The sequence below is a fragment of the Chryseobacterium cucumeris genome, from assembly GCF_016775705.1.
Taxonomy (GTDB): domain Bacteria; phylum Bacteroidota; class Bacteroidia; order Flavobacteriales; family Weeksellaceae; genus Chryseobacterium; species Chryseobacterium cupriresistens.
Genome location: NZ_CP068760.1, coordinates 2,724,460 through 2,746,379, shown reverse-complemented (window position 1 = coordinate 2,746,379; position 21,920 = coordinate 2,724,460). Strand labels below are relative to the sequence as shown.

19 protein-coding genes and 1 pseudogene are annotated in these 21,920 nt (G+C 33.9%); 18 read left to right on the top strand and 2 right to left on the bottom strand.

What is annotated here, in order from left to right:
- The first annotated feature begins 7 nt into the window (after window positions 1-7).
- From JNG87_RS12310 to JNG87_RS12250, 13 genes and pseudogenes are all read left to right on the top strand, one after another.
- On the top strand, window positions 8-1,204 hold the full coding sequence (locus tag JNG87_RS12310; protein ID WP_202838696.1) for a hypothetical protein: 1,197 nt from the start codon (window positions 8-10) through the stop codon (window positions 1,202-1,204).
- A 52-nt stretch (window positions 1,205-1,256) separates the two neighbouring features.
- Entirely contained in the window at window positions 1,257-2,765 is a 1,509-nt protein-coding gene (locus JNG87_RS12305; RefSeq protein WP_202838695.1) for a hypothetical protein, read from the top strand.
- Between the two features lie 30 nt (window positions 2,766-2,795).
- Window positions 2,796-3,497 (top strand): hypothetical protein, encoded by a 702-nt coding sequence (locus tag JNG87_RS12300; RefSeq protein ID WP_202838694.1) that lies wholly within the window; start codon window positions 2,796-2,798, stop codon window positions 3,495-3,497.
- Window positions 3,498-4,001: 504 nt separating this feature from the next.
- Window positions 4,002-4,412, top strand: coding sequence for a hypothetical protein (locus JNG87_RS12295; protein WP_202838693.1), 411 nt, complete (start codon window positions 4,002-4,004; stop codon window positions 4,410-4,412).
- 277 nt (window positions 4,413-4,689) lie between these two features.
- Window positions 4,690-5,481, top strand: a complete 792-nt coding sequence (locus tag JNG87_RS12290) for a DUF2971 domain-containing protein (protein ID WP_202838692.1) — start codon at window positions 4,690-4,692, stop codon at window positions 5,479-5,481.
- Window positions 5,482-5,564: 83 nt separating this feature from the next.
- Complete coding sequence (locus JNG87_RS12285; RefSeq protein ID WP_202838691.1) at window positions 5,565-6,593, top strand: hypothetical protein; 1,029 nt, start codon at window positions 5,565-5,567, stop codon at window positions 6,591-6,593.
- A 96-nt stretch (window positions 6,594-6,689) separates the two neighbouring features.
- Window positions 6,690-8,171: a caspase domain-containing protein gene (locus tag JNG87_RS12280; RefSeq protein ID WP_202838690.1), complete on the top strand. Its 1,482-nt coding sequence runs from the start codon at window positions 6,690-6,692 to the stop codon at window positions 8,169-8,171.
- Window positions 8,172-8,221: 50 nt separating this feature from the next.
- Entirely contained in the window at window positions 8,222-8,446 is a 225-nt protein-coding gene (locus JNG87_RS12275) for a hypothetical protein (RefSeq protein ID WP_202838689.1), read from the top strand.
- 22 nt (window positions 8,447-8,468) lie between these two features.
- On the top strand, window positions 8,469-9,647 hold the full coding sequence (locus JNG87_RS12270; protein WP_202838688.1) for an SIR2 family protein: 1,179 nt from the start codon (window positions 8,469-8,471) through the stop codon (window positions 9,645-9,647).
- A 53-nt stretch (window positions 9,648-9,700) separates the two neighbouring features.
- Entirely contained in the window at window positions 9,701-10,057 is a 357-nt protein-coding gene (locus JNG87_RS12265; protein WP_202838687.1) for a hypothetical protein, read from the top strand.
- A gap of 138 nt (window positions 10,058-10,195) precedes the next feature.
- Window positions 10,196-10,492 carry a hypothetical protein gene (locus JNG87_RS12260; protein WP_202838686.1) on the top strand — a complete coding sequence of 99 codons (297 nt, stop codon included), beginning with the start codon at window positions 10,196-10,198 and terminating at the stop codon, window positions 10,490-10,492.
- A gap of 607 nt (window positions 10,493-11,099) precedes the next feature.
- A pseudogene (locus JNG87_RS21690) lies at window positions 11,100-11,515 on the top strand (transposase); the annotation flags it as partial.
- 333 nt (window positions 11,516-11,848) lie between these two features.
- Window positions 11,849-12,523: a hypothetical protein gene (locus tag JNG87_RS12250; RefSeq protein WP_202838684.1), complete on the top strand. Its 675-nt coding sequence runs from the start codon at window positions 11,849-11,851 to the stop codon at window positions 12,521-12,523.
- A 642-nt stretch (window positions 12,524-13,165) separates the two neighbouring features.
- Here JNG87_RS12250 and JNG87_RS12245 read toward each other — a convergent pair.
- Together JNG87_RS12245 and JNG87_RS12240 are read right to left on the bottom strand one after the other, a co-directional pair.
- Complete coding sequence (locus tag JNG87_RS12245; RefSeq protein WP_202838683.1) at window positions 13,166-14,458, bottom strand: HlyD family efflux transporter periplasmic adaptor subunit; 1,293 nt, start codon at window positions 14,456-14,458, stop codon at window positions 13,166-13,168.
- The gene (locus JNG87_RS12240; RefSeq protein ID WP_202838682.1) at window positions 14,418-16,634 is read right to left on the bottom strand and encodes a peptidase domain-containing ABC transporter; all 2,217 of its coding nucleotides are present in this window, start codon (window positions 16,632-16,634) and stop codon (window positions 14,418-14,420) included. The genes JNG87_RS12245 and JNG87_RS12240 overlap by 41 nt, the downstream gene beginning before the upstream one ends.
- A gap of 125 nt (window positions 16,635-16,759) precedes the next feature.
- Here JNG87_RS12240 and JNG87_RS12235 point away from each other — a divergent pair, with 125 nt between their 5' ends.
- The 5 genes from JNG87_RS12235 to JNG87_RS12215 all read left to right on the top strand — a co-directional run bounded on the left by JNG87_RS12235 (window position 16,760) and on the right by JNG87_RS12215 (window position 21,604).
- The gene (locus JNG87_RS12235; RefSeq protein ID WP_202838681.1) at window positions 16,760-17,473 is read left to right on the top strand and encodes a 2-C-methyl-D-erythritol 4-phosphate cytidylyltransferase; all 714 of its coding nucleotides are present in this window, start codon (window positions 16,760-16,762) and stop codon (window positions 17,471-17,473) included.
- Window positions 17,457-18,656, top strand: coding sequence for a LicD family protein (locus tag JNG87_RS12230; RefSeq protein WP_202838680.1), 1,200 nt, complete (start codon window positions 17,457-17,459; stop codon window positions 18,654-18,656). Before JNG87_RS12235 ends, JNG87_RS12230 begins: the two co-directional genes overlap by 17 nt.
- Before the next feature lie 33 nt (window positions 18,657-18,689).
- Complete coding sequence (locus tag JNG87_RS12225) at window positions 18,690-19,364, top strand: DUF6973 domain-containing protein (RefSeq protein ID WP_202838679.1); 675 nt, start codon at window positions 18,690-18,692, stop codon at window positions 19,362-19,364.
- Between the two features lie 226 nt (window positions 19,365-19,590).
- Complete coding sequence (locus tag JNG87_RS12220; protein ID WP_202838678.1) at window positions 19,591-19,923, top strand: hypothetical protein; 333 nt, start codon at window positions 19,591-19,593, stop codon at window positions 19,921-19,923.
- A gap of 319 nt (window positions 19,924-20,242) precedes the next feature.
- Window positions 20,243-21,604: a chloride channel protein gene (locus tag JNG87_RS12215; protein WP_238349581.1), complete on the top strand. Its 1,362-nt coding sequence runs from the start codon at window positions 20,243-20,245 to the stop codon at window positions 21,602-21,604.
- Window positions 21,605-21,920: the final 316 nt, after the last annotated feature.

The following is a 21,920-nucleotide window of genomic DNA, read 5'->3' as shown; positions in this document are numbered from 1 at the left end:
AATAAGAATGATAACTATAGAGAATTTAACCAAAATGGTTACTGGAGCACTTAAAACACTTCATTTTTTTAACAGTGCTTGTAAAGAAATAAATGTTAGAGATGTATACCTTATAAACGAAGATACACTCTGCTGCGATTTTTATCCCGTCTCAAGAAATTCGTATGACATAAAATTAGAAATGGCTCCTATCCTAGGCTGCTTTAATAGTTTTTTCAGAAATAATCAATATGAGAATATTAATCTGAAAAACTATGCTGTCAGAGCTTATGATGAGGAAGACAATGAAATTCTATATGCTATATCGAGTAAAACCAAAGCGGAACTGATTGGAGAAGTAGGATCGATAGAATGGCTTTCATCAGCTTTTTTTCAGGAAAATACGGAAGATTCTCGACTTGTTCAGGCAAAGCAGATAATTTCTGAAATTGAGAATGGTCTCAGAGAAATCGTTAAGATCAAGCTTAGAGACAATTTTGGAAATGACTGGTGGGAAACAGGCGTAGACAATAAGATAGCAAGAGATGTTAAGAAAATCTATTTTAACAATTTTGATGTAGATTGTACTGATGGCGATATTCTTATTGATTACACATTTATATACCAAGTGAAAGAAATTATTCTAAGTAACTACGAATTATTCAAATCCTATTTTCAAAGTTCTATCCAGTTTGAAAGTTTGATGGATGATTTTAATAAATTAAGAAGAGAAGAGGCTCATAACAGAGCTATATCAAATGTGAATCTCGAAAATCTACGTGGACTTCATGAAGATCTGTTAGCCGGTATTCTACTTGACCTAAAATTTTTTCAATCATTGTTTTTAACTGAAAATTGGAAAAGAAAAATAAAGAAAATAATGATTGAGGGAAGATTTGAATCAATTTATAATGATACGGAGATCAGCAATGAAGCCAATGTTATACAAAAGTTATTGATGATTCAGGAAAACTTGTCCTCCCGTATTTCATATTTAAACGATACGATAACAAAATTAAAATCTATCACGGCACCAGTACATAAGAATAGTGTACATCTAGAATTGATAAGCTATTTCGAAGAGGATCTGAAGCTGCGAAAGGCATTGCTAAATGAAACTCTAACTTTGGATAATGATAAAATAAGCACCATAGTTAATCAGATAAAATCTCATGAACAAAAAATGAATGTATTCTCCATAGAATTCTTGTTAAATGAGAAATAAGAGCACTTTTGTGTAAATTTAAGAACATTAAAAAAACTAATAATCATAATTTATGGACGAAAAATACGCAGCATTACGAGATAGAATTTTAAACCCCAATGACTTTATTTTATTTGATGAAGTTATAGCAACGATGGAAAGCGGTCACTACCGCTCTTCATATATTATGGCTTGGATTAATATCATTGAATCTCTAAAAAGCAAATTACATCAACTTGCTGCGTTAGACGACAGCAGGGCGAAGACAGCAGTTACAGAGATTGAGAACCTGGAAAGAAATGGACAGTCGACCGACAGAAAGATATTTGAGCAGTGTACTACTTGTGAAATTATTCTACCAACTCAGGCAGCTACAATAGAATTTCTATGGGGGCAAAGATGTCTTTTTGCACATCCTTATAATACCAATCCAACGATAGAACAATTAGATTTCATAATCGCTCAAGCCGTAAATATCGTCTTAGCCCACGAGGTTGATTTTAATAGGAATTATATTGATGAATTTTGCAGTAATTTAATTCTTAAACCTCATTTAGTAGATAGTGATGAAAATAAAATTTTGGAATTAGCTAATAACACACTTGTAAGAATAAAGGATAGGCTGCACCCTTACTATTTTAAAAGTTTGTTTTTTCATTATGGTAGTAATAAGGACAAGCCAAATGAAATAAGAAAAATAGAATTGATTGTAAAAAATCTAATGTCCCAAACTTCTCTCAGTTTCGATGACAGCAACTGGCTTTTTGAAAAAAAGGCACTTGATTATCCTTTGGAGTTCTCCCTATGCGTTATTGATGAAAACTTCTGGAATAAATCTGACAATCGTATTAAAGATATTTTAATTAATTACTATAGCACTCTGGAAGATAAAGAAGCTTTATTACAGTTAAGCAGTATCTATCAAAATTTACAGAGTTTGAATATTTTAGAAGAAGAATATAAAATAAAGTATTTTTCTAAGCTGGATAGTTTATCCTTTTTAAATTCAATTTACTACTATGGTAATTCTGAAAAGCAGTACGAGAGAATAATAGAAGAGCTTATAAGCTGGCAGTTTTCCCAGCAAGATAATGTAGTAAAATTCATAAACAGCGATCTAGGACTTAGAACTATAAACTCTTTTGATTTGGAAAAAAGTATTTATCTTGGCAGAGTTTTATACGCATCAGCAGACCAGGGGCATTGGAAATCACAACCTTTGGTTAATTTAAAGAATTTCGAGAGTTCACTTTTGAGTAATGAAATTCTAATGGGAATAATTCTTGGGCATTTTATTTCATTGAAGGATGAGCCAAGATTTGATCGTGAAAAAAGCTATCTTGCCATTATGACCTTAAATCTGCTGGACAACACTTTAATCCAGCAATTTTATGATATTCTATTTAATATTCTTGATAATAATAAGGCAGAGCATGAGCACGATTTTTGGTCGTTCGGCACCAATACTTTGACGAATTTTCAAACAGCAGTTGCAAATTTAGACTTGGATTGGAATCCTGTCAACTTAACCAATTATAGTTTATTAGGAGAAAAAGTAGTTAGATATTTTGAATTAAATTAACCTCACGTAATTAACATAATAAACTGAACTATGAAACTTAACGAAAAAATTGATCTTATTTTCAAATTATTGAATTTTGCAAGCTTAAATAACCTTCATGCTGATGAAGAGGATATCAGAAGTATTACGATGCATTCAATCTCGCAGAGCATTCAGAACTATTACATTTCACTGATACTATCCGAAAAATTAGAGGACATCAAATTTGTCAACGCTAACATCTCAGAGGAATTCGCTGTAGAAGAACTTGAGGTCGTAAATTATAACTATCAAGGCTTTATCAAAGATGCTCTTTTCAATGCTCTTTTTATTTCAATTGAAAGCAACATCAGAGCAATAGCTCGTCATTACGAGGCAAAAGTTAATGATATAAATAACACTTCAATTAAAATAACTTTCGAAAATTTACTTAAGACCATTAGTTTATTTAACGGTATAAGTGCAGATGAGAAGAAAGTGATTCTATACTTTTTTTACCTGCGAAATACCATGCATAATTTTGGAATAAATACCAAACCTAAACAAGCAATAGATATTGAAGATAAAACTTCGATAGTTGATACCTCAAAAGTTAAGCTGGAGCTAATTCAGAATCAGACTAACAATATTTCATCGAAAAACCTTTTTCTTCTCTTTGAACAAGTGTTGAAAGTTATTATTAGATTGAATTCAATGATTCCTTCAAATGAAAAGATTAAGCATCCGTTAGCGGATTTTGATTATAATGACTAAACTGACAGATAAAATTATTTTAACATTTTTTAACATTTGGCATATTATTCGAATTGAATGATATTGTCAAAACCAGCCCAACAGTGACATTAAAAGTAGTAGGCATAAAAACAAACTAAAAAATGAGTAATTCAAACAAAAACTGGCCAAGTAAAACCGGAAATCCATCGGGAGATAATAGAGGAAACAATCCTCCAAAAACTTCTGGAGGTGGAAGCAAGCCTTCTACAACTAAAAAATGATTCTTATCGAACTTAATTGAAGCCTGAAGTTTTATTCAGGCTTTTTTTATCAAAAAGTCATTTCTAGAAATGCTTCAAATATATTCTGTGAAATAATTCAATTTTCATTTCGGGATAACTTAGAATGTGAATTTTCTTACAATTAAAAACATCTATATAGAAAAATTTGTCATAAAATTTCGTAACTTACAATATATATATTTTGGTTCATCGAATCAAGATGAGTCCAAATTTTGAATTTAATTTTCTAAATTATTATCACATGATAAAAACCATATTCGTTCCTGCACATTTCAAGGCTATAATACAAAATTTAGCAGATGATGTACCAACAGGAGAGACAAAAAGGAACTGGTTAGGACAAGAAAAACAAATTACTAAAAGGATCATATCCCCAAAAATTGTAGGATGGTCAGATTCGGAAATTGATGGTGAAAAATTATCCTCTGATGTAAATACTGAACTTGAAAAGCTGGCTTCACAAAATGCCAGGATCATTTCTGTTGTACCTATTACTTCGGGTCGTTATAATTACCAGTACAGCTCGGAAGGAATATCAAGTTCCAGAAGAGTTTTTTCAGAAACAGAAAAAGTAAGCGGCGGAGGAAGTTATGGGTTTGGTTATGGATACAGTTATAACGAAGGTGTTCTGATCTGTGTTGAAATCTCTTAGAACCAGATTCCTGAAATTTATCACACATTTAACAATATTCTGCAGAAAGGAAGGTGTCTTAGTAAAAAAATCCCCACTAGATTGGGGATTAAAAACTAATAACCATGAAACTCTTATAATGAGAATCACTGCAAATATATCTAATTATTGTGAAATAAATAAAATCAATCCAAATTTCTATATAAGACGAAGAAAATCAATTAGATGTCTGTTTCAGCTTTCAATTAAATCAGCTAAAAACACGTTTAATCATTAACCATAAAAAACTAATAAAAAAATGGAATACTTAGAAGGCATTCCTGACATTCTGTACAAGTACAGAGATTGGAGGGACGAGTATCATAAGAAAGTGATTACTGAAAATGAATTATTCTTAGCATCCAGGCAAAGGTTCAACGATCCTTTCGACTCTTCAATACCATACAGATACAACGACGATGAGTTAACTCCTGCAAATGTTTTCCTGAAGATCAGGGAAATAGAAAAAAAGTTATACCCCCACCTGTCAGAAAGCGAAATAATAAATCGTTGTTACGAAATTCAAAAAACCGACAGATTTATGACTGGCGAATATTGGAAAGATAATTATGACGAATACCTTGCCGAAGTTGATGCAAGATTTGGAATTCTAAGCCTGACTACGAATCGTAATAATTTATTAATGTGGTCGCATTATTCAAATTCTCATAAAGGCTATTGTATTGGTTTTGATAAAAAGATACTGTTCGAATTACTTGGAGGATCACTGGGAAGAATCAATTATACAAAAGAAATGCCTTTCATTCCGTTGTTTGATGAGAGCGGGATTGGTGCAAAGACCATTTTATTTGCAAAATCAAGCGAATGGGAATATGAGGATGAATACCGAATCACAAAACATTTTGAAGCAGATACAGTTCACGAATTTCCCAATGAGGCTGTTAAAGAAATCATTTTAGGCTTAAAATTAACAGAAGAGGAAAAAGATGAAATACTTAGCATAGCCCGCAGCAAATATTCTCAGGCCAAGTTTTACGAGTCTACTATGAATTTGTCTGAATTTAAATTAGACATCATTCCTATACTTTAACTATGAAAATACTCAGAGACTACATTTTAGGTACTCCCTGAATGATCATGACAATCTCTAATTCAATAAGAAGAAAATAACCAATGAAAGTAAAAAACAATACTGAACATTTTAATTTGGTATCTGACCTTGGAAAAATAAATTTTCCAAGTAAAGAGGAACTTCAAAAGCATTTTGACGAAACCGGGGAGGATTATATATTCGTTTTAGACACCTCAGTATGTCTTGATATTGTCAGCTTAATTGGCTGGGGTAAAAACTCTAAAGCTGAAAAATCAAAAATTTTTAATTTAATTGAATTTTGCCAAAAAAATAATGTAGAGTATTTTGCGATCTGGGGTCTTTTAGAATCGTCATATAATCGTGAAAACCTTGAGATAAAATATGACATGTTTGATGATTATTACAATAAACTAAATTTTGCCTTCAACACCCCTATAAAAAAATTTCGAAAATTAGAATTTGACTTCTACAGGGATTTTCCTTTCGTAAATGACATCCAAATTGATAAAAATATTGTAAAGTCAATAATTGATAGTCGTGTTAATCCTTATTACGCAGGGCTTTTAAAAATCTGTGAAATTGCACAAAGAGGTATGGGGCAAAATCGTGCACAAAAAAATGTTGAAGAATTTTATCATTGGATGGAAAATGATTTAGGATATATGATTGGTCATGAATACCGTCTTGCACTGCAGATCTTCGGAGGAAATTCAGAGTATTGGAAAATGTTAAGATTAGGCTCAAAAAAAGAGATCATTTTAAAAGAATCAATGAAGAGTGCTTGGGATATATATCATGCAAAAATGAGTACCAATAACGAATTGTTATCTGAATTGGTGAGCAGAAATGTCAGACCAATATTTGTTACGAAAGATTCAAGATTGTTCGATTTGCTTTCTCCAAAATTGGGGTCATATATACGAACATCCAATACAAAAGTATCACTTATTCCAATTGATGATTATCCTAAGATCTATTCACAGGATTTCATAACAAAAATGAATGAAAAAACGGCAAAGCTGGGTAGAGAAAGACTATTCAGAACGGATGATATTGATGATGATCTTGTTAAGGACCTCATTAGAGATTTAGAAGATAAGATCAAATAACTTAAACCATTCGATTTAGTTGCTTTAAAAATGGTAAGAATTCTGATTAAATTCTTATATTTGGTTTAATATACCATTGAAAATAAAACATTTAACATGAATGCAGGGCAAACTTATATACTTGTTATAGCGGTTGAAAATTATCATGAAAGTAAAAACTTTGACAGAGTTGATTTCGCTGAAAAAGATGCAAGAGATTTTATAGATGCTTTTCAAAAGTTAAATTCAGAAGATAAATTCGTCTTCACAGAACTCATTAATGAAAGAGCAACTTTAAGCAATATTCTTCAAGAGACAAAAAAGGTAAGTAAACTAGCGCAGAAAGACGATCGAATTATAATCTATTTTGCAGGACATGGGTTTTATGAAGATGATGAAAATCTTCTTGCCCCTGTTGATGCAAGAAAAACTGCTAAAAAAGATACTTGTGCCTCGGTTGGAGTTATTTTGGGGTATTTGAAAAAATCTGAATCAACTCAGAAAATATTATTTTTTGACTGCTGTCACAGTGGCTTCGAAGGAGGAGGTATTCGTTCGGCTGCTGATAGTTTTGAAATAGATGAACTTATTTATCAATTTAGACAAGAACAATACATTGTCGGATTTGCAAGCTGTCAGAATCACCAGACTTCTTCCTCTAATGCCGGTTTAAGGAATGGCATTTGGACACATTTTTTAATTAAAGCGTTGACAGGGGAAGCTACAGGTATTTACGAAAAACACTTATTATTCAGTGACAAATTACAAGATTATCTTAATAAAACAACATCAGAGTTTGCGAAATTAAACACGGTGAAAAAATTAGATCAGACACCTGTAAAATTTGGAACAGAAACAAGCAGATTTATCATCGCAAACCTTAATCCTATTTTTAATGCACAGGCAAAAAAAGCAGAAAATACCGACATTGCTTTATTGAAAGTTTCTTTATTGGGCGAGGAGATTGATGCGGTAAAAAAATTACCGGGATTTCAGAGTGGAAGCCATAAAGTTCCAAAATATATCGGACATGCAACAAGAAATTTTGTTAGGGGAATTGCGGCGGAATTAATAAAAGAAGACATAAGTGATTTAAGTAAAAAGATCCGAGATAACATTGAATACAAAAGAGCTGATATCAGAGCTACTGCAGATAGTGGTGGCGGATCTATCGAAACCCCGCATTTTGATTATAGTATTACTGTTGAGCAGTCAGAAGATGAACCAAGTGAATATATTCTAATCAGAAGACTTGAGAATTTAACCGACCCGAATCTTGCATCAAGTACAGCCCTAAGTAAAATTTTCAGTAGGCACTTTGATAAACTATCCTTTGAAACTGAGAAAGAGATCAATATAAATGATTTAATTGATAGAATTGAAGATCTAAATGATTCTGCAATTAAAGTATATTATGACGATGCAGATCTAAGCTCGTGTCAAATAAAAATCAAAGGTTTAGAATACGAAATATTTGTTGATCCTTCTTCCATAAAAATTACTTATCCCTACCATACCAATCCTAGTAATCTCGTATCAGCCTTCCAGGAAACCCGTACAGCTTTACAGCACAATCCTGAATTAAAACTCTTAGAATAAGATAATAGAAACATAAAATTGCACAATAATTTAAAAACAAAACTAGAGCTATGCACCCACTTAATTATTCACTTCAAGATTTTGAAGGATTATTGAAAAGTAAAATTACTATCGAATATAAAAATTACAAAGGTGAAATTGAAACAATTTCAGGGTATCTTATCGAGATCCATCCAACTAATTTAGGAGATATCAAACCACATAGTATAACCTTAGATTTAGGTACAGAACAAAGAAATGTCAATATTTTCAACATTGAAAAAATAACATATTAGATTGAGTCAATAAGCTAATCTTATGAAAGAGAACGTTCTTATCCTGACAGGTGCTGGTTTAACTGCAGGGCCTGATTTTTTTGGAATTACAACATTATCCTTAACAAAAGACTTTATTTCATATAGCCATCCTGATCTTACTGATGACAAAGAATTGGTCAAATTTATCTATAACGAATTCTGCTACTGGAATAAACTGGACGACACAAAAATCGAAGATAATCTGCACCAAATCAATTTTGAAACAATTCTTCAAATGATTGAAGAATTGTATTCTTACGTTGAAGACTATGAAAGATCAAATCGATTTAAAAAATACCAGAATAGTGTAAAAAACACTATTTTCTATTTAAATAAAAGACTAATCACCCAAATAGACAGAGTTCGCAGCCCTAAAGGAAAACATTTGATTTTTATGTTTCTTGAAAAATTTTACAATCACCTTATAGATGAAATTTCAAGGCAGATAAATCCGTTCAATGAGCAGTCCGATAATAAAGGAATGGTTAGCTTCAGTAATTTTCTGGATGTAGCCTTTGACAAAAATTCTTATACAAGAAGAATTTACACACTGAATTACGATAATTGGTTCAATAAGTTTAGAGATTACTTTGATGGATTTATAACAGATGTGTTTGATTCTAATGAAGTAATTAACAACAGGTCAATTGATTGTTATTATAATCTACATGGTTGTATTTTATGGGAAGTATGGCGGACAGCTCAAAAAAATAAAGAGCCTCAAGAGCGAAAACATATTCAAAGTTTTGATCCGTATACCATTTCACGGGAGGCACTCCTCCACTCTCCGATCATTTCCGGCTATAATAAATTGACCAGAATCAATTCTAGTCCTTTTCTTGAAATTTTCCATTCTTTTACATCAGATTGTATCAAATCAAAAAAAGTATTGATCATTGGTTACAGTTTTAGCGATCCACATGTCAACAACAATCTTCAGTTCATCGATAAAGATTCAAAAATAATAATTGTCTTGTATTATGATTATTCATCGCTGGGCGATCAAGCAAGTGATTTACATCGGATAATGCATGAAGTGGGCTACATTTTTAACAGCCAATTTTCCAATTACAAAATAAGAAGCGGATTAAATCATACCGTTGATAGTGATGATGGGAAAATTTCAATTTTTATTAATGGGATAGGTCAGTCATTTTATGATGAGTTTCCAAAAATTTAGAATTAAAAGCAATCATCTTCATTTGTTACAACACTTAAAATAAAAGCTTTGAAATGAAAAAGAAAAATGTCATCAAATCAATAATTGAAACAGGTTCCGAAATTTCGGGAAGCATAGGAAGCGCATTGCTTAGTACAATAATTCCGGGAACTACAGGAATTATTTTAGGAGGCGCAGCAGCTCCCATATTGACAAAGATATTTACTGATATTGGTACAGAAATACAAAACAGATATTTAAGTTCAAGGGAAGTTTTGAGAACAGGGGCCGCATACACCTATGCACTTGATAGGATACGTCAAAATGAACTTGAAGAATATACACTAAGGGATGATGATTTTTTTGAGCCTATTGCCAATAACCGTCCCGCTTCAGAGGAGTTATTGGAAGCCATAATTTTATGTGCCTAGCGGGAATCGGAAGAATTAAAATTAAAATTTCTGGGCAATCTATATGCAAATCTTTGTTTTCGCCCTGAAATCAGTCGTGAACACGCCAACCAAATTATTAAAAATGCCGATACTTTATCCTTTAGACAGTTTTGTATTTTGCAATTATTTTATGAAAGACTAGAAGATACCAAAGCGCTTAAAGTACCCAAACTAAAGTTTGATGGGAAGTGGGAAATTAAAGAGATAGATATTATCTCAGAAACGCGGGAACTACAGCAAAAAGGATTAATAAGCATTGACAATAGAATGAATGCGAGTGATTTGTCATCACCAATTCCTTTGGGAGCGGCAGGTATTACTTTATCGGGAATTACGTTTTGCGAGTTGTTATCATTAGATCAAATTGATAATGATATTTTATCAAAATTAAACGATGTCACGGAGATTAAATAATCGATTTTTTTTAAGATTTAATTATCCTTAATCTCCTATCAAAATGATATTTAAATTAATAAATTATAGGTTCTATAATTCAGGAAAATCTCAGCAAATGCCGGGATTTTTTTGAGGAAAGTTGACTAACTTTACTTATCATCAAGTATAATAAGTTTTATAAATGATGGTTATCATTTAAAAACAGATTTTAGCACTAGTGAAAATAGTTATTACTTCGATACTACTAATTTTATCTTATTCGGTGTTTAGTAAGGGATGTGAAAGCAGACTGCAACAAAAAAATCTGGATTTTATTAGTCCTGCAATCACAAACAGTAATTTACTAATTATAAAATCTGGAATCAATTAAAGAACCGAGATCTAGCATAAGAAAATGGTTCTTTACTTTAGTAAAGACAGATGAAATTACAGGAAACAACTTCATAATCTGTAGATGTACTAATTTAGCTTCCAGTTAAAGTTAAGCATAAAACTTTAATTTTAGCCTATGAAACGAGATAGAAAAATCTACGATTCTGCTTTTAAAGCCAAAGCTGTTCAGCTAAGCAAAGAACGAACTAATGTGTCAGAACTTGCAAGGGAACTGGGAATCGCAGTCACACTACTAGTATGTGCCGTGGAACTTACAGATGAAGGAAATGTAAAACGTTTTTATGCTTTGAAAATTAATGATTTTTCTTCCATATCACTACAAACGATTTTTGATAAACATATTGACAAATCAGCTCAAATAGTCACTGATGGACGGAAAGGGTATCGACCAATAAAGAATTTAACATCAACCAAACCAAAAGTAATATTGGGCAAAATTTTCTGGTACTTCACAAAATGATTCACCAGCTGGAATCTTGGTTGAGAACAACATATTCTTGGGTTTCAGAGTTTAATATCAACAGGTATTTGAGTGAATTTTGTCTCAGAATTAACCTCTCTAAATCTAAGTAGACAATCTTTAACAACATTATAAAAAGAATGGTTAAGAGAGAGCCAATTTACCAAACTGATTTAGTATATAAATAAGTTATGATCTCTATAAATTTTATTCAATTTTAATTTCACTGTAAAAAATAAGAAATTTAATTAATCTATAATAATTTACAACAATTCCTCAAGAATTATATCTGTGCTCTTTGTAAATCGATAATCGCATAATAGTTTGTCAAATAACTTTAAAATTGAAATCTTTATATGTCTGTTATCTTCTGTATTCTGACTAAGCTTATTGTATGCGTTGACAATAAATTTGATACATTTTTCTTCAATTCGATAAGACAGATTTTTCTCATTACTTTTTTTACTATTCATTGCTATTTGGAATAACTCTATAGATTCATAAGGAAAAGCGATTATGGCATGCTTGTTACTGCCCAGCTTGGACACAAATTTGCAGATGAACTGATTGGAATTCATTTAGGACAGGAAATGCCGTTGACGATTTTCCAAAGTGAACGTCCTTGGGACCTTACCGAAGGACATATGGTACCAGCTGATGCATCTCCTGAACTCCGCGATGGCATCATAAGATTTCAGCGAACCTATGCTTCACATGTAGCCGTACACATGCTTGATCCACAGACACTCACCCATGGATTAAATGATTCTCCCGTAGGGATGTTAGCATGGATATTACAACGATGGAAAAAATGGAGCGATATACATGGAAAATTTGAAGATACTTTCTCAAAAGACGATATTATCACATTTGCCATGATCTATTGGGTCAACCAGGCCATTGGCAGTTCGATCAGAGTGTATTCAAATGCCAATAGATATCCATGGAAACCATCACATAACAGAACCCCAATTGTAGAAGCCCCTGCCGGATTTACCTTCCTTGCAGGTGACGCATATCCTCCCCTTGCTACAGAAGAAAATAGAGTTGATATTTTTAAAAACGGTCCAATGGCTCGCCAGTTTAATACCATCTATGCAAAAGCATTTAAAAGAGGTGGGCATTTCGGGCCATGGGAAAATCCCGAAGCATTTATTGAGGGAATTACAGATACCTTTAAACTATTGAAAGAATAGAAAATTTTTAGCTTCTTATATGGTTTAATCATAAAACCTCTGATATGGAAAATTGCAAAATTCGGATCAGAGGTTTTTTACATGAGAATGAGCGGTCACATATCTTTCGCGTGTTCCATCTGAATACTCTCCAGTTTTTACAAGAGCAACTATTTCCTCATTATGTTCCTGAAATTCCTCTAATCCGGAGTTATGTCGTTTGTATTTACCATTCACGAAATCTATAAGATCAACAGCAGTAATAAGCTTATCATTATTTAAAAGGCCAGTTCTTTAGCATCTCCTTTAGTACCAATAGCATTTTCTTCCTATTGGTTCCATCTTGTAACATCCCACTGTCTTTTGGTGGAACATTCTTTTGAAATTCCATCTACCGTAATTCGAACATAAACTAGGCGGATAGTTCGGCTTTTTTCTCTTGGGCTCTTCAGAAAAGTGGATTGCAAAGATATGTTATTTTTATTAATTCTAAATAAATAACAAAAACAAAATATGCAGAAAGCGCCCTCCACGTACGATCGTTCTGGCAGTTCACAAAAATTACTTTGCTATGGGAATCTCATTGGAACGTGCAAAGGGATCCTAAGACCTTTATAAGATAAACATCGATAGCATATTCATTTTAATCATTTACCATTATTTTTAGAAGTTCAGAATAACTTTTTCGAGAACCCTTTCATAAAGTCTTTTGTTGTCAGTCAAAATCTCTCCTTCTCCGACTACTCCATCCGAAAGAATCGTACCGCCTGCAGCTGTGATCGCCAAGTCTACCATATACTTCTTTTCATCACCGTTTACCGTTTTAACAGTGTTTCCCAAAAACGAAACTTTTATCACCTTTGCTTTTATGACTCCGTATTCTTCATGGGGAAAATTATTGAGTCTTATCAGTACATCCTGGCTTTGTTTAATTTTACCCAATCCAAAATCTGAGATAAGCATCTGGCCATTGACTTTATTGGATGCGGGAACAATAGCAAAGATGGGATCCTGATGATTTATATATTGATTATTTTTCAGGAAGCTTAAAAATTGCACCTTTCCACCAATAGGAGCAATAATCAAAAAAGCTCTTTTCCAAGCCCTGATTTTATTGATAAGGTCATTATAGCTATTATACAAGTCGGAGATAAGTTTTTCCTCTTTTTCCGTTTTCAGGATCCGTGCTTCTGTGCTTTTATTTTTTGTACTCAGAATTTCCTGATCCAGTTTATGAATCTCCTGTTTAGTGGTATTATTATATTGTAGCGCGCTGAGATAGTTTTGCTCTGTATCTTCGAATTGCTGCTGGCTAATGATCTGGGCATCCCTAAGCAGAGAATCTCTTGTAAGCTTATTGTACCCCAATTTGTCATTCCTATTGATCAGTTTAACCCTGTCTTTCTGTAAGTGCAGCTGCTTCTCCTGTTTACTTGCAAGATTGTCTAACAGTTTTTGCTGTTTGTCATAAAGATCGTTCTTGGAAAAAAGGACATATTGCTGTAAGGCATTAAGGAAAGTAAAATAGTTGTTATTGATCTCTCCAACATGAACAATTTTAGGAAGGGAATGGTAAAATGAAGCAAAATCTGTATCCGCATTAAAATTTAGCATTGTTTTTTCCAGCGCTAACATTTCCTGAAAAGATGCTTCATTTTCAATATAAGCTACAATATCTCCTTTATTAACAGCATCGTGATCTTTTTTCAAAATAACGACCGGTCCCTGATGATTGGCTACAAGAGATATGGATGGATTATCTGCAACGATCGTGACAGATCCTTTATAAGAATCTGGATATTTTATCGCAAATAAGGCGATGATAAGTACTAATAAAAGTAAACTGATCAGAACAAGAATCCGTATACTGATATTACTCGGTATTCGTGATACTAGAAAAGTAATTTCTTCCGAATTAGGCTGTGGTGGTCTCTGTATGTAATTTCTCGGCTCCATTTAAAACATTTATTTGACTTTCAAAAAGCTTATAATAATGTCCCTTTTGATTCATAAGGGTCATGTGATTTCCTCTTTCTATAATCCTACCGTCCTTCATTACGATAATCTGATCTGCGTCCATAATGGTACTTAAACGATGGGCAACTATTACAACCGTTTTATTGACGAATACTCCGGAGAGGGAATGAACAATATTTTTTTCATTAATTGAATCAAGTGCATTGGTCGCCTCGTCCAGAAATATATATTTCGGATTTCGGTATAAAGCTCTTGCGATAAGTATTCTCTGCTTTTGTCCACCACTTATCCCCCTTCCGTTTTCACCGATTTTAGTTTTGTACCCCAAAGGCATATTCTCAATCTCTTGTGTCATGTTTGCAATAGCAACGACATCTTTTAGCAGTTTATAATCAATATTATTTGTGTTGAGGACAATATTATTTAATACCGTATCGTTAAATATCTTACCGTTCTGGAAAACACTCCCACACTGATCTCTCCAGTTAGAAATACTTATGTTCTTATAATTCATCTCGCCCACTGTAATATCACCGGCCGAAGGCTCATATAATCGCAGTAAAAGTTTTAGTATTGTAGATTTGCCACTACCGCTGTCTCCCACAAAAGCAGTAGTCTTTCCTTCGGGGATGACAAAATTTAGATTCTGTAATACGTAGGGCTGGCGAGCAGAATACTGAAAGTAAACATTTGAAAACTTTAAGGTTCCCGAGGAAGGCAGCGTAAAGCTGTTATTTTCATAATTATCTTCTTCGGGCAAACTCTTGATCTCGCGAATTCGACTAAAGCTTAATTTCGCCATCTGGAAACCCAGAAAAAACTGAACCAGTTGCTGAATCGGACCATTCAACATTCCCAGTATCATTTGAATGGACAAAAGCTCTCCAAGGGTCATTTTAGCATTAATCACAAGTACTGCACAATAAAAAGTAATTGATACATTTTTAAGATTATCAATAACCTGCGCTCCCACGTTCTGCCTGTTCGTAATGGATTGCATCTGTAGATTTTGCTTAAAGATTTTGGCCTGTATTTCGTCCCATTTCAGTTTTCTGGAAACCTCATAGTTATTGATCTTGATTTCCTGAATATTATTAATCGTTTCAATCCAGAATCCCTGGTCCTTACCCATTAAAGCAAAATAATTCATATCAACCTGTTTTCTGGCTTTAAAAAAAAGAAATATATAGGTAAGATAAATTGCAGTACCTGCTATGAAAATGAGGAAAACGGGAATGCTGTAAACGACAAGAACAAAAATGAAAGCAGAAAATGATAAAAGGGAAAAAATAATATTCAAAGAATTTCCCATAATAAAACTTCTTATTCTTTCATGGTCATGGGCCCGCTGTAGGATGTCTCCCGGATGTTTATTCTCAAAAAAACTGAAAGGCAGTTTTAAAAGCTTCGATAGATAATCTGATATAATATTAACACTTACTCTGTTTGAAACCTGCAGGATGATCCAGTCCCGTATAATCGTTGAAAAAAAAGAACAGATAATAAGCGCCAGATTAGCAATAAGGATCATCTTAATAAACTGTAAATCCCTTTTGTTCACTCCGATATCGATTACAGATCTGGAGATAAACGGAAGAAATAAATTCAATCCCGTAATTATAGTCATTACTACAAGTAATAAAAACAGTATTTTTTTGTAGTTTGAAAAATACCTGAGGAAATCGAACAATGTATTCTTCTGCTCAATAACTTCTGCAATATGGACAGTTTTAAAATTATGGGCAGGTTCAATCAAAAGGGCAATCCCCTTTTCATTGTCTTTTTTCCATTTCCTTTGAAATTCATCCAACCTGTACGTAACCTTCCCCCTTGCCGGATCCGATATATAAATCTTATCACCCTTAATTCGATAGATAACAACAAAATGACTTTCACCCCAGTGAAGAATCGCGGGCAGATGAACCTGTGATTTTAATTCCTGAAAAGTACAACGTACTGCGTGAGACTTGATTCCGATTTTTTCGCAGGCATATATAAGGTCAGCCAGAGAAACTCCCTCCTTTGTAATGCTGCATAAATCCCTCAGAAATTGTAACGAATAATATCTTCCGTAATGTTGGGCTACTATCCTCAGACATGTTGGACCACAATCCATTTTATCATACTGCCTTTCGTGCGGAAAGCTTTTGATCATTAGTTTTTTTTGCAAAATAATAACCTCTAAGAATATAAAAAAAACCGTAACTCAACAATTAATAGAATGTTCACAATCCATTCACACCCGTGCAATTTTTATGTTCTAGTTTTGACCTCAGTTAAATGAAACGATTGATGAGAACGAAGAAATACATTATAATTGTGGCAGCTGGTGAGGGTAACAGAATGGGCGCTGAAAACGCAAAACAGTTCCTTCTCCTTGATGGTAAACCAATTCTAATCCATACCATCGATACCTTCTTAAACCACCCCACTCTTATTTTTGACATAATCCTGGTTCTTAATAACTCTCATTTGGAAATGTGGGACACTTTATGCCAGCAATACTATTATCTCAAGCCCATTAAGATTGTCATCGGAGGCAGGGAAAGGTTTCATTCCGTAAAGAATGCAATTGACACCATTACCGATCATGAATGTTATATCGGAATTCACGATGGTGTCAGGCCATTCGTAAGTGAAACGGTAATTGAGCGTGCTTTCTCAGAAGTAATTGAACATGATGCTGTTGTTCCCGTTGTGGCTATGATTCCTACTATAAGAATAACAGATGGTAAAAATAACCGGAGCATGAACCGCAGCGATTTCAAAGTTGTTCAAACACCCCAGGTCTTCAAGTCTGAAATTATAAAAAGGGCTTATCAAACTCCCTATCAGTCAACTTTTTTTGATGATGCCACAGTGGTTGAGTTTAACGGACAGACTATAAAACTTATTGAAGGCAATGAGGAAAATATAAAAATAACACTTCCCATTGATTACCTTACTGCAAAAGCCTTACAAAAAACAAAACTAATACATGATATTTCAAATTAAAGAAGGAGCCGTTTACTTTACCACCGGCAATGAGACAGTTGAAATCAATTCCAATATAACGGAATCACCTTATGATCAAAATTTCCACAAAGATAAATATGGGTTTGAAATGTCTCCGACAGATATTAAGAATTACGCCGCCCACATTTTTATTTGGGAGTATATTTTAAAAAATGACATAACAGCACCCTGTATTATTCTTGAGAATGATGTTAAACTAAAGCATACCTACGAAGAACTCTGTACCGACATGGATTCACTTGAAAATGAATGGGATCTGATCATTCCATACAATAAATTGCAAGAGGATACCATCCCAAGAAACGAGATATTCCCCAGCAGACTGGGCTATTATTGGGGCAGTTATATCTACGTCATCAATAGAGAAAAAATTACATCGATGGACTGCTTAAAAAGTATTAAACAGCCAATCGATGAAGAAATACTGGAGTGTTCCTTTAACAACTCTTTAAAAACACTTGTGATTGACACCGGCTGGTTCGAATATGATGAGGTGAACTGCCCTATCTACAAAAGCAGAGGATCATTTTTTATTGAGAAAATACGGCAGATTAATCTATGGGAAGAAAGACATAAAGAACAGGCAGTAGAAATACTCAAATACCTGGGTGAAAAAGCAAAGGAACTCGATTTGAGTCTTTTTGCTCATGCAGGAACGCTACTGGGGATCATAAGACATGATGATATTATGCCATGGGATGATGATATAGACTTATGCATGGATGAGAATGAAATTGAGCTTCTACTGCGTGCAGTGGAAAATGACAATATGATCAAATTTACAAAGCGTAACTGGCATAAAACAGGATCTGAATATTACAAATTTTTCTATAAAGATGGCGAATACAAGGAAGGTTATGATTACACATTTCCATTTGTGGACATCTGGCTGCTTTTTCACAAACAAGAAAATTTATATATGACTTCAGACGGATATGAGGTACCCACTACCGATTACTTTCCGGCAAAGGCTTATGAACTTTATAAGGCTCCTATCCTTGTTCCCCATAATCATGGATCAATTCTACAAAAAATGTATAAAAACTGGGACAAATACATTAAAGTTTTCTCATGGTCTCACCGCAAAAAAGAAAACTGCATTGATAGTATTATTGCCCCTATTCAGACTGACGGCAAGGGCCGGCTTATTAAACCTTATTAAACAAAACTAATAACCTTTTTAAAATTTAAATACATGAGAAACTCGAAAGTACTCGAGCTCAACAGTACATTGGAACTGTTGACAGAAAATGAATTGTATGCCTTCAAGGGAGGTCTTGAAGGCGGACAGAGCGAACATGAAATTCCGGAAGTCATTATTACTGTTCCCGGAGGAGATGATGGCGGGGGAAATGATCCCGGTGGGAACGATGATGGTAACCCTCCAACCTGGGATGATGATGATCCTCCTTATGGGGGTGATGGTGATGATCCGTTTCCTCCCGATGGAGGCGGTGATCCAGATGGTAGTAACCCAAGTGAGGCAGATGGAATTCTAGAAACCCCTACAGCCAGAGAAATCCTATGGCTACTTTTAAACACATCAGCGGCAGACCGTGACAAGATGCGACATAATGCAGCCTTAGCAGCTCAATATGGAAAAGGACAGGTTGACAACGTCTATGATGCATTAAGACATGCGATGTGGTCAGCAATGGATGCCGCAGATATCGGGTTGGATAAAGCTAAAGAATTTCACACCCTACATGAAACCGTAAATCCAGGAAACGATAATACAATGGATCTGCATAATAATGACTGGGGGTTCAATTGGTTTTCCCAGCACGGAAATCCTGACAACAACATGCAACAGTTCATCAATGACTTTAATGCAGCAGTAGCAAGCGGACAAATACAAACCCACCCATAAAATGAGAATAAAAAGGCTAAATTTTTTGATTCTAATACTATTAGCATCTCTTACATTTTCATGCCATGCACAGACCAACACGGAGTGCTTAACAAAGCTTGAACAAAAACTTTCTCCTAAAATTAATACAAATAACAAAGTAGGTGAGATAATAAATGTTCGAGATGAAGTAAATTGTTTCGACTGGGATACATTAGTCGTCCAAATGGCAATAAACCCTAAAGAAATGACTGAGAAAGCGCTTAGCATTAAAATTCCACAAAACTACGACTACAGTTGGGAAAGTGATAATACAGCGATGTTATTATTTTTAAAAGGCAACACTGTTGTCCACTATATTCTTCAGAAGCCTTCCGTTGATAAGCAGACATTTGATGCTGCCCAATCAATCAAGGCATATGATTTCCTGAAGCTGGTGAACAACTCCGGAGATAATGCATACGCAAAAATTCCAAAGGAGAAAGCTGTTTTTGAAACCTATCAAATTTATTATCATGATGCAAAAGGTCAAAAGACGAGCAACCCAAAGTTTGGTCTTGGAATAAGGGTGAAAAGGTAGAACCCAAGCAATTTACTCACATTCTTTTTGTTACTAGGCTGTCCATAGGACAGCCTTTTTAATTAATGAACCGATATATTAATCTCTTTACTATTGGGATTAACTTTTATCCGATTCTCAAAGCCTAGCATAATAGTCCTTTTTTTCAAGTAGCTCATCATGAGTGCCTTTCTCTACTATACTTTTTCAGAAAGAAAAAAATAATGGCAGCTTCAAGTTGAGAACTGAAGCGACCGCTTGTAAAGAATAATTGATACAAAGAATCTTCGCTATTCCATACTAAACGCTCGGTGATACTCTTTAATTAAAATGTGTAAATATGCACTCGCTGACAGCACAAAATTATAAAGCAAATATCACGTACCTTTGCGTTTATTTAATGTCTATTATTATGGAAAGCACTTCGATATATAGAAAAAAAGTACTTCGATATAGTTATCTAAAATTAATTGCTTGTTCAGTCTTGGTCAGTATAATTTGTTGTGTACTGGCTTATAGCTTGAAGCATTGTACATCTTACATACAGGAAAAATTATCTGAAAAAATTTCTGGCTTTGATCCGAGACTTTTTATTATCGCACCTAGTATTGGCATTACGTTGATATATTTTCTGAGAAAATATGCTTTTCAGAACAGAAAGAATAAGGGGATAAAGGAAATCTATACGACATTGGAAACAAGGAAAGATCACCTGCCCTTTTTTAAAATTCCTTCACACTACATTAATGGCTTGCTAACTGTTGCTTTTGGAGGATCAACGGGAGTTGAAGTCTCAACCGTTGTTGCAACGGCTACAGTAGGCAACCAAGCTTATAAGAGATTACAACCTGCAGGAGCTTACAAAACCGAATTGATATGTGCAGGGGTCATTGCTGGCGTAACACTGTTATTTGGAAGTTCGCTGGGTGGTTTGTTTTTTGCATTTGAGGTTATTGCACGAAGATACAGCAGGACTTTACTACTTAGTTCATTAACTTCGATGTTGATTGCATCAATTATTGTTTATTATTTTGATTCCACTCCCCTCTTTACTTTTCCAGTAAAAGAATGGCGGTGGCAGGCAATTCCTTTTGTGATTATTTTAGGATTGACAGGAGGAGTTTTGGCACTTTATTTTACTAAAATTGTTATCTATGCAAAATCCTATTTTGCAGGCATAAAAAACAACTTTATCCGAGTTAATATTGGAGCAATAACGGTAGGAGCTTTTATATTTTTCTTGCCAGCACTATATGGTGACAGTTATCACGGTCTTGAAGAAATTTTAAGAAATAGTTTAGATAACTCTATTGATCTATTGTACTTCTTTCCGCTGATTCTGCTCGTTCTGTTAAAACCCCTTGCAGCCTCACTTACATTAGGAGCTGGTGGTGACGGTGGTGTCTTCGCACCTAGTATCGTAACAGGTGCATTATTGGGAGTTTTTTTTGCTCAGCTTTGCAACCATTATCTCGGAACACAACTTGTTACTATTAATTTTGCTCTTTTTGGTGCGGCGGCGATGCTTTCGGCTGCAATCCATGCACCTGTTACAGCAGTATTTATTATTGCAAGTCTTGTTCCTGGTGGGCATGTTTTGCTGCTACCATTACTAATTAGCAGTTTAGTTTCAAAAGTATTGGCGAAAAATCTCTATCCATATAACGTATATACATATAAAGAAGAAGCTATCGCTAAATAAATAACACATATACAGAAATTTAATTTTAATAAACATTTTCTAATTTATAACAAATCTCAAACACAAAATCAATGCTTCCTAAGGCAGTAAGTTGTTGACATCATAATTAACTTTAATGAAACTAACAGGATTGTAAAGTTGCAGGTAGTGCAATTTCAAAAGAAGTTTCAAAAACTTAAGAACATTATTGATGCTGCTCCTGCCCCTAAAAAATATAGAGGTGGATTTCTAAGATCACTTTTTTAAAGCCAGTCCTTCAGGAAAATATGTTTTTTTATTTAGGATTAATTACAAAAGTATCCAGCGTACATTGAAC

Bases quoted from the DNA above. Each gene is read 5' to 3' on its own strand.
- JNG87_RS12310 (WP_202838696.1), top strand. From the start codon at position 8: ATGATAACTATAGAGAATTTAACCAAAATGGTTACTGGAGCACTTAAA.
- JNG87_RS12305 (WP_202838695.1), top strand. From the start codon at position 1,257: ATGGACGAAAAATACGCAGCATTACGAGATAGAATTTTAAACCCCAAT.
- JNG87_RS12300 (WP_202838694.1), top strand. From the start codon at position 2,796: ATGAAACTTAACGAAAAAATTGATCTTATTTTCAAATTATTGAATTTT.
- JNG87_RS12295 (WP_202838693.1), top strand. From the start codon at position 4,002: ATGATAAAAACCATATTCGTTCCTGCACATTTCAAGGCTATAATACAA.
- JNG87_RS12290 (WP_202838692.1), top strand. From the start codon at position 4,690: ATGGAATACTTAGAAGGCATTCCTGACATTCTGTACAAGTACAGAGAT.
- JNG87_RS12285 (WP_202838691.1), top strand. From the start codon at position 5,565: ATGAAAGTAAAAAACAATACTGAACATTTTAATTTGGTATCTGACCTT.
- JNG87_RS12280 (WP_202838690.1), top strand. From the start codon at position 6,690: ATGAATGCAGGGCAAACTTATATACTTGTTATAGCGGTTGAAAATTAT.
- JNG87_RS12275 (WP_202838689.1), top strand. From the start codon at position 8,222: ATGCACCCACTTAATTATTCACTTCAAGATTTTGAAGGATTATTGAAA.
- JNG87_RS12270 (WP_202838688.1), top strand. From the start codon at position 8,469: ATGAAAGAGAACGTTCTTATCCTGACAGGTGCTGGTTTAACTGCAGGG.
- JNG87_RS12265 (WP_202838687.1), top strand. From the start codon at position 9,701: ATGAAAAAGAAAAATGTCATCAAATCAATAATTGAAACAGGTTCCGAA.
- JNG87_RS12250 (WP_202838684.1), top strand. From the start codon at position 11,849: ATGCTTGTTACTGCCCAGCTTGGACACAAATTTGCAGATGAACTGATT.
- JNG87_RS12245 (WP_202838683.1), bottom strand. From the start codon at position 14,458: ATGGAGCCGAGAAATTACATACAGAGACCACCACAGCCTAATTCGGAA.
- JNG87_RS12240 (WP_202838682.1), bottom strand. From the start codon at position 16,634: ATGATCAAAAGCTTTCCGCACGAAAGGCAGTATGATAAAATGGATTGT.
- JNG87_RS12235 (WP_202838681.1), top strand. From the start codon at position 16,760: ATGAAACGATTGATGAGAACGAAGAAATACATTATAATTGTGGCAGCT.
- JNG87_RS12230 (WP_202838680.1), top strand. From the start codon at position 17,457: ATGATATTTCAAATTAAAGAAGGAGCCGTTTACTTTACCACCGGCAAT.
- JNG87_RS12225 (WP_202838679.1), top strand. From the start codon at position 18,690: ATGAGAAACTCGAAAGTACTCGAGCTCAACAGTACATTGGAACTGTTG.
- JNG87_RS12220 (WP_202838678.1), top strand. From the start codon at position 19,591: ATGACTGAGAAAGCGCTTAGCATTAAAATTCCACAAAACTACGACTAC.
- JNG87_RS12215 (WP_238349581.1), top strand. From the start codon at position 20,243: ATGCACTCGCTGACAGCACAAAATTATAAAGCAAATATCACGTACCTT.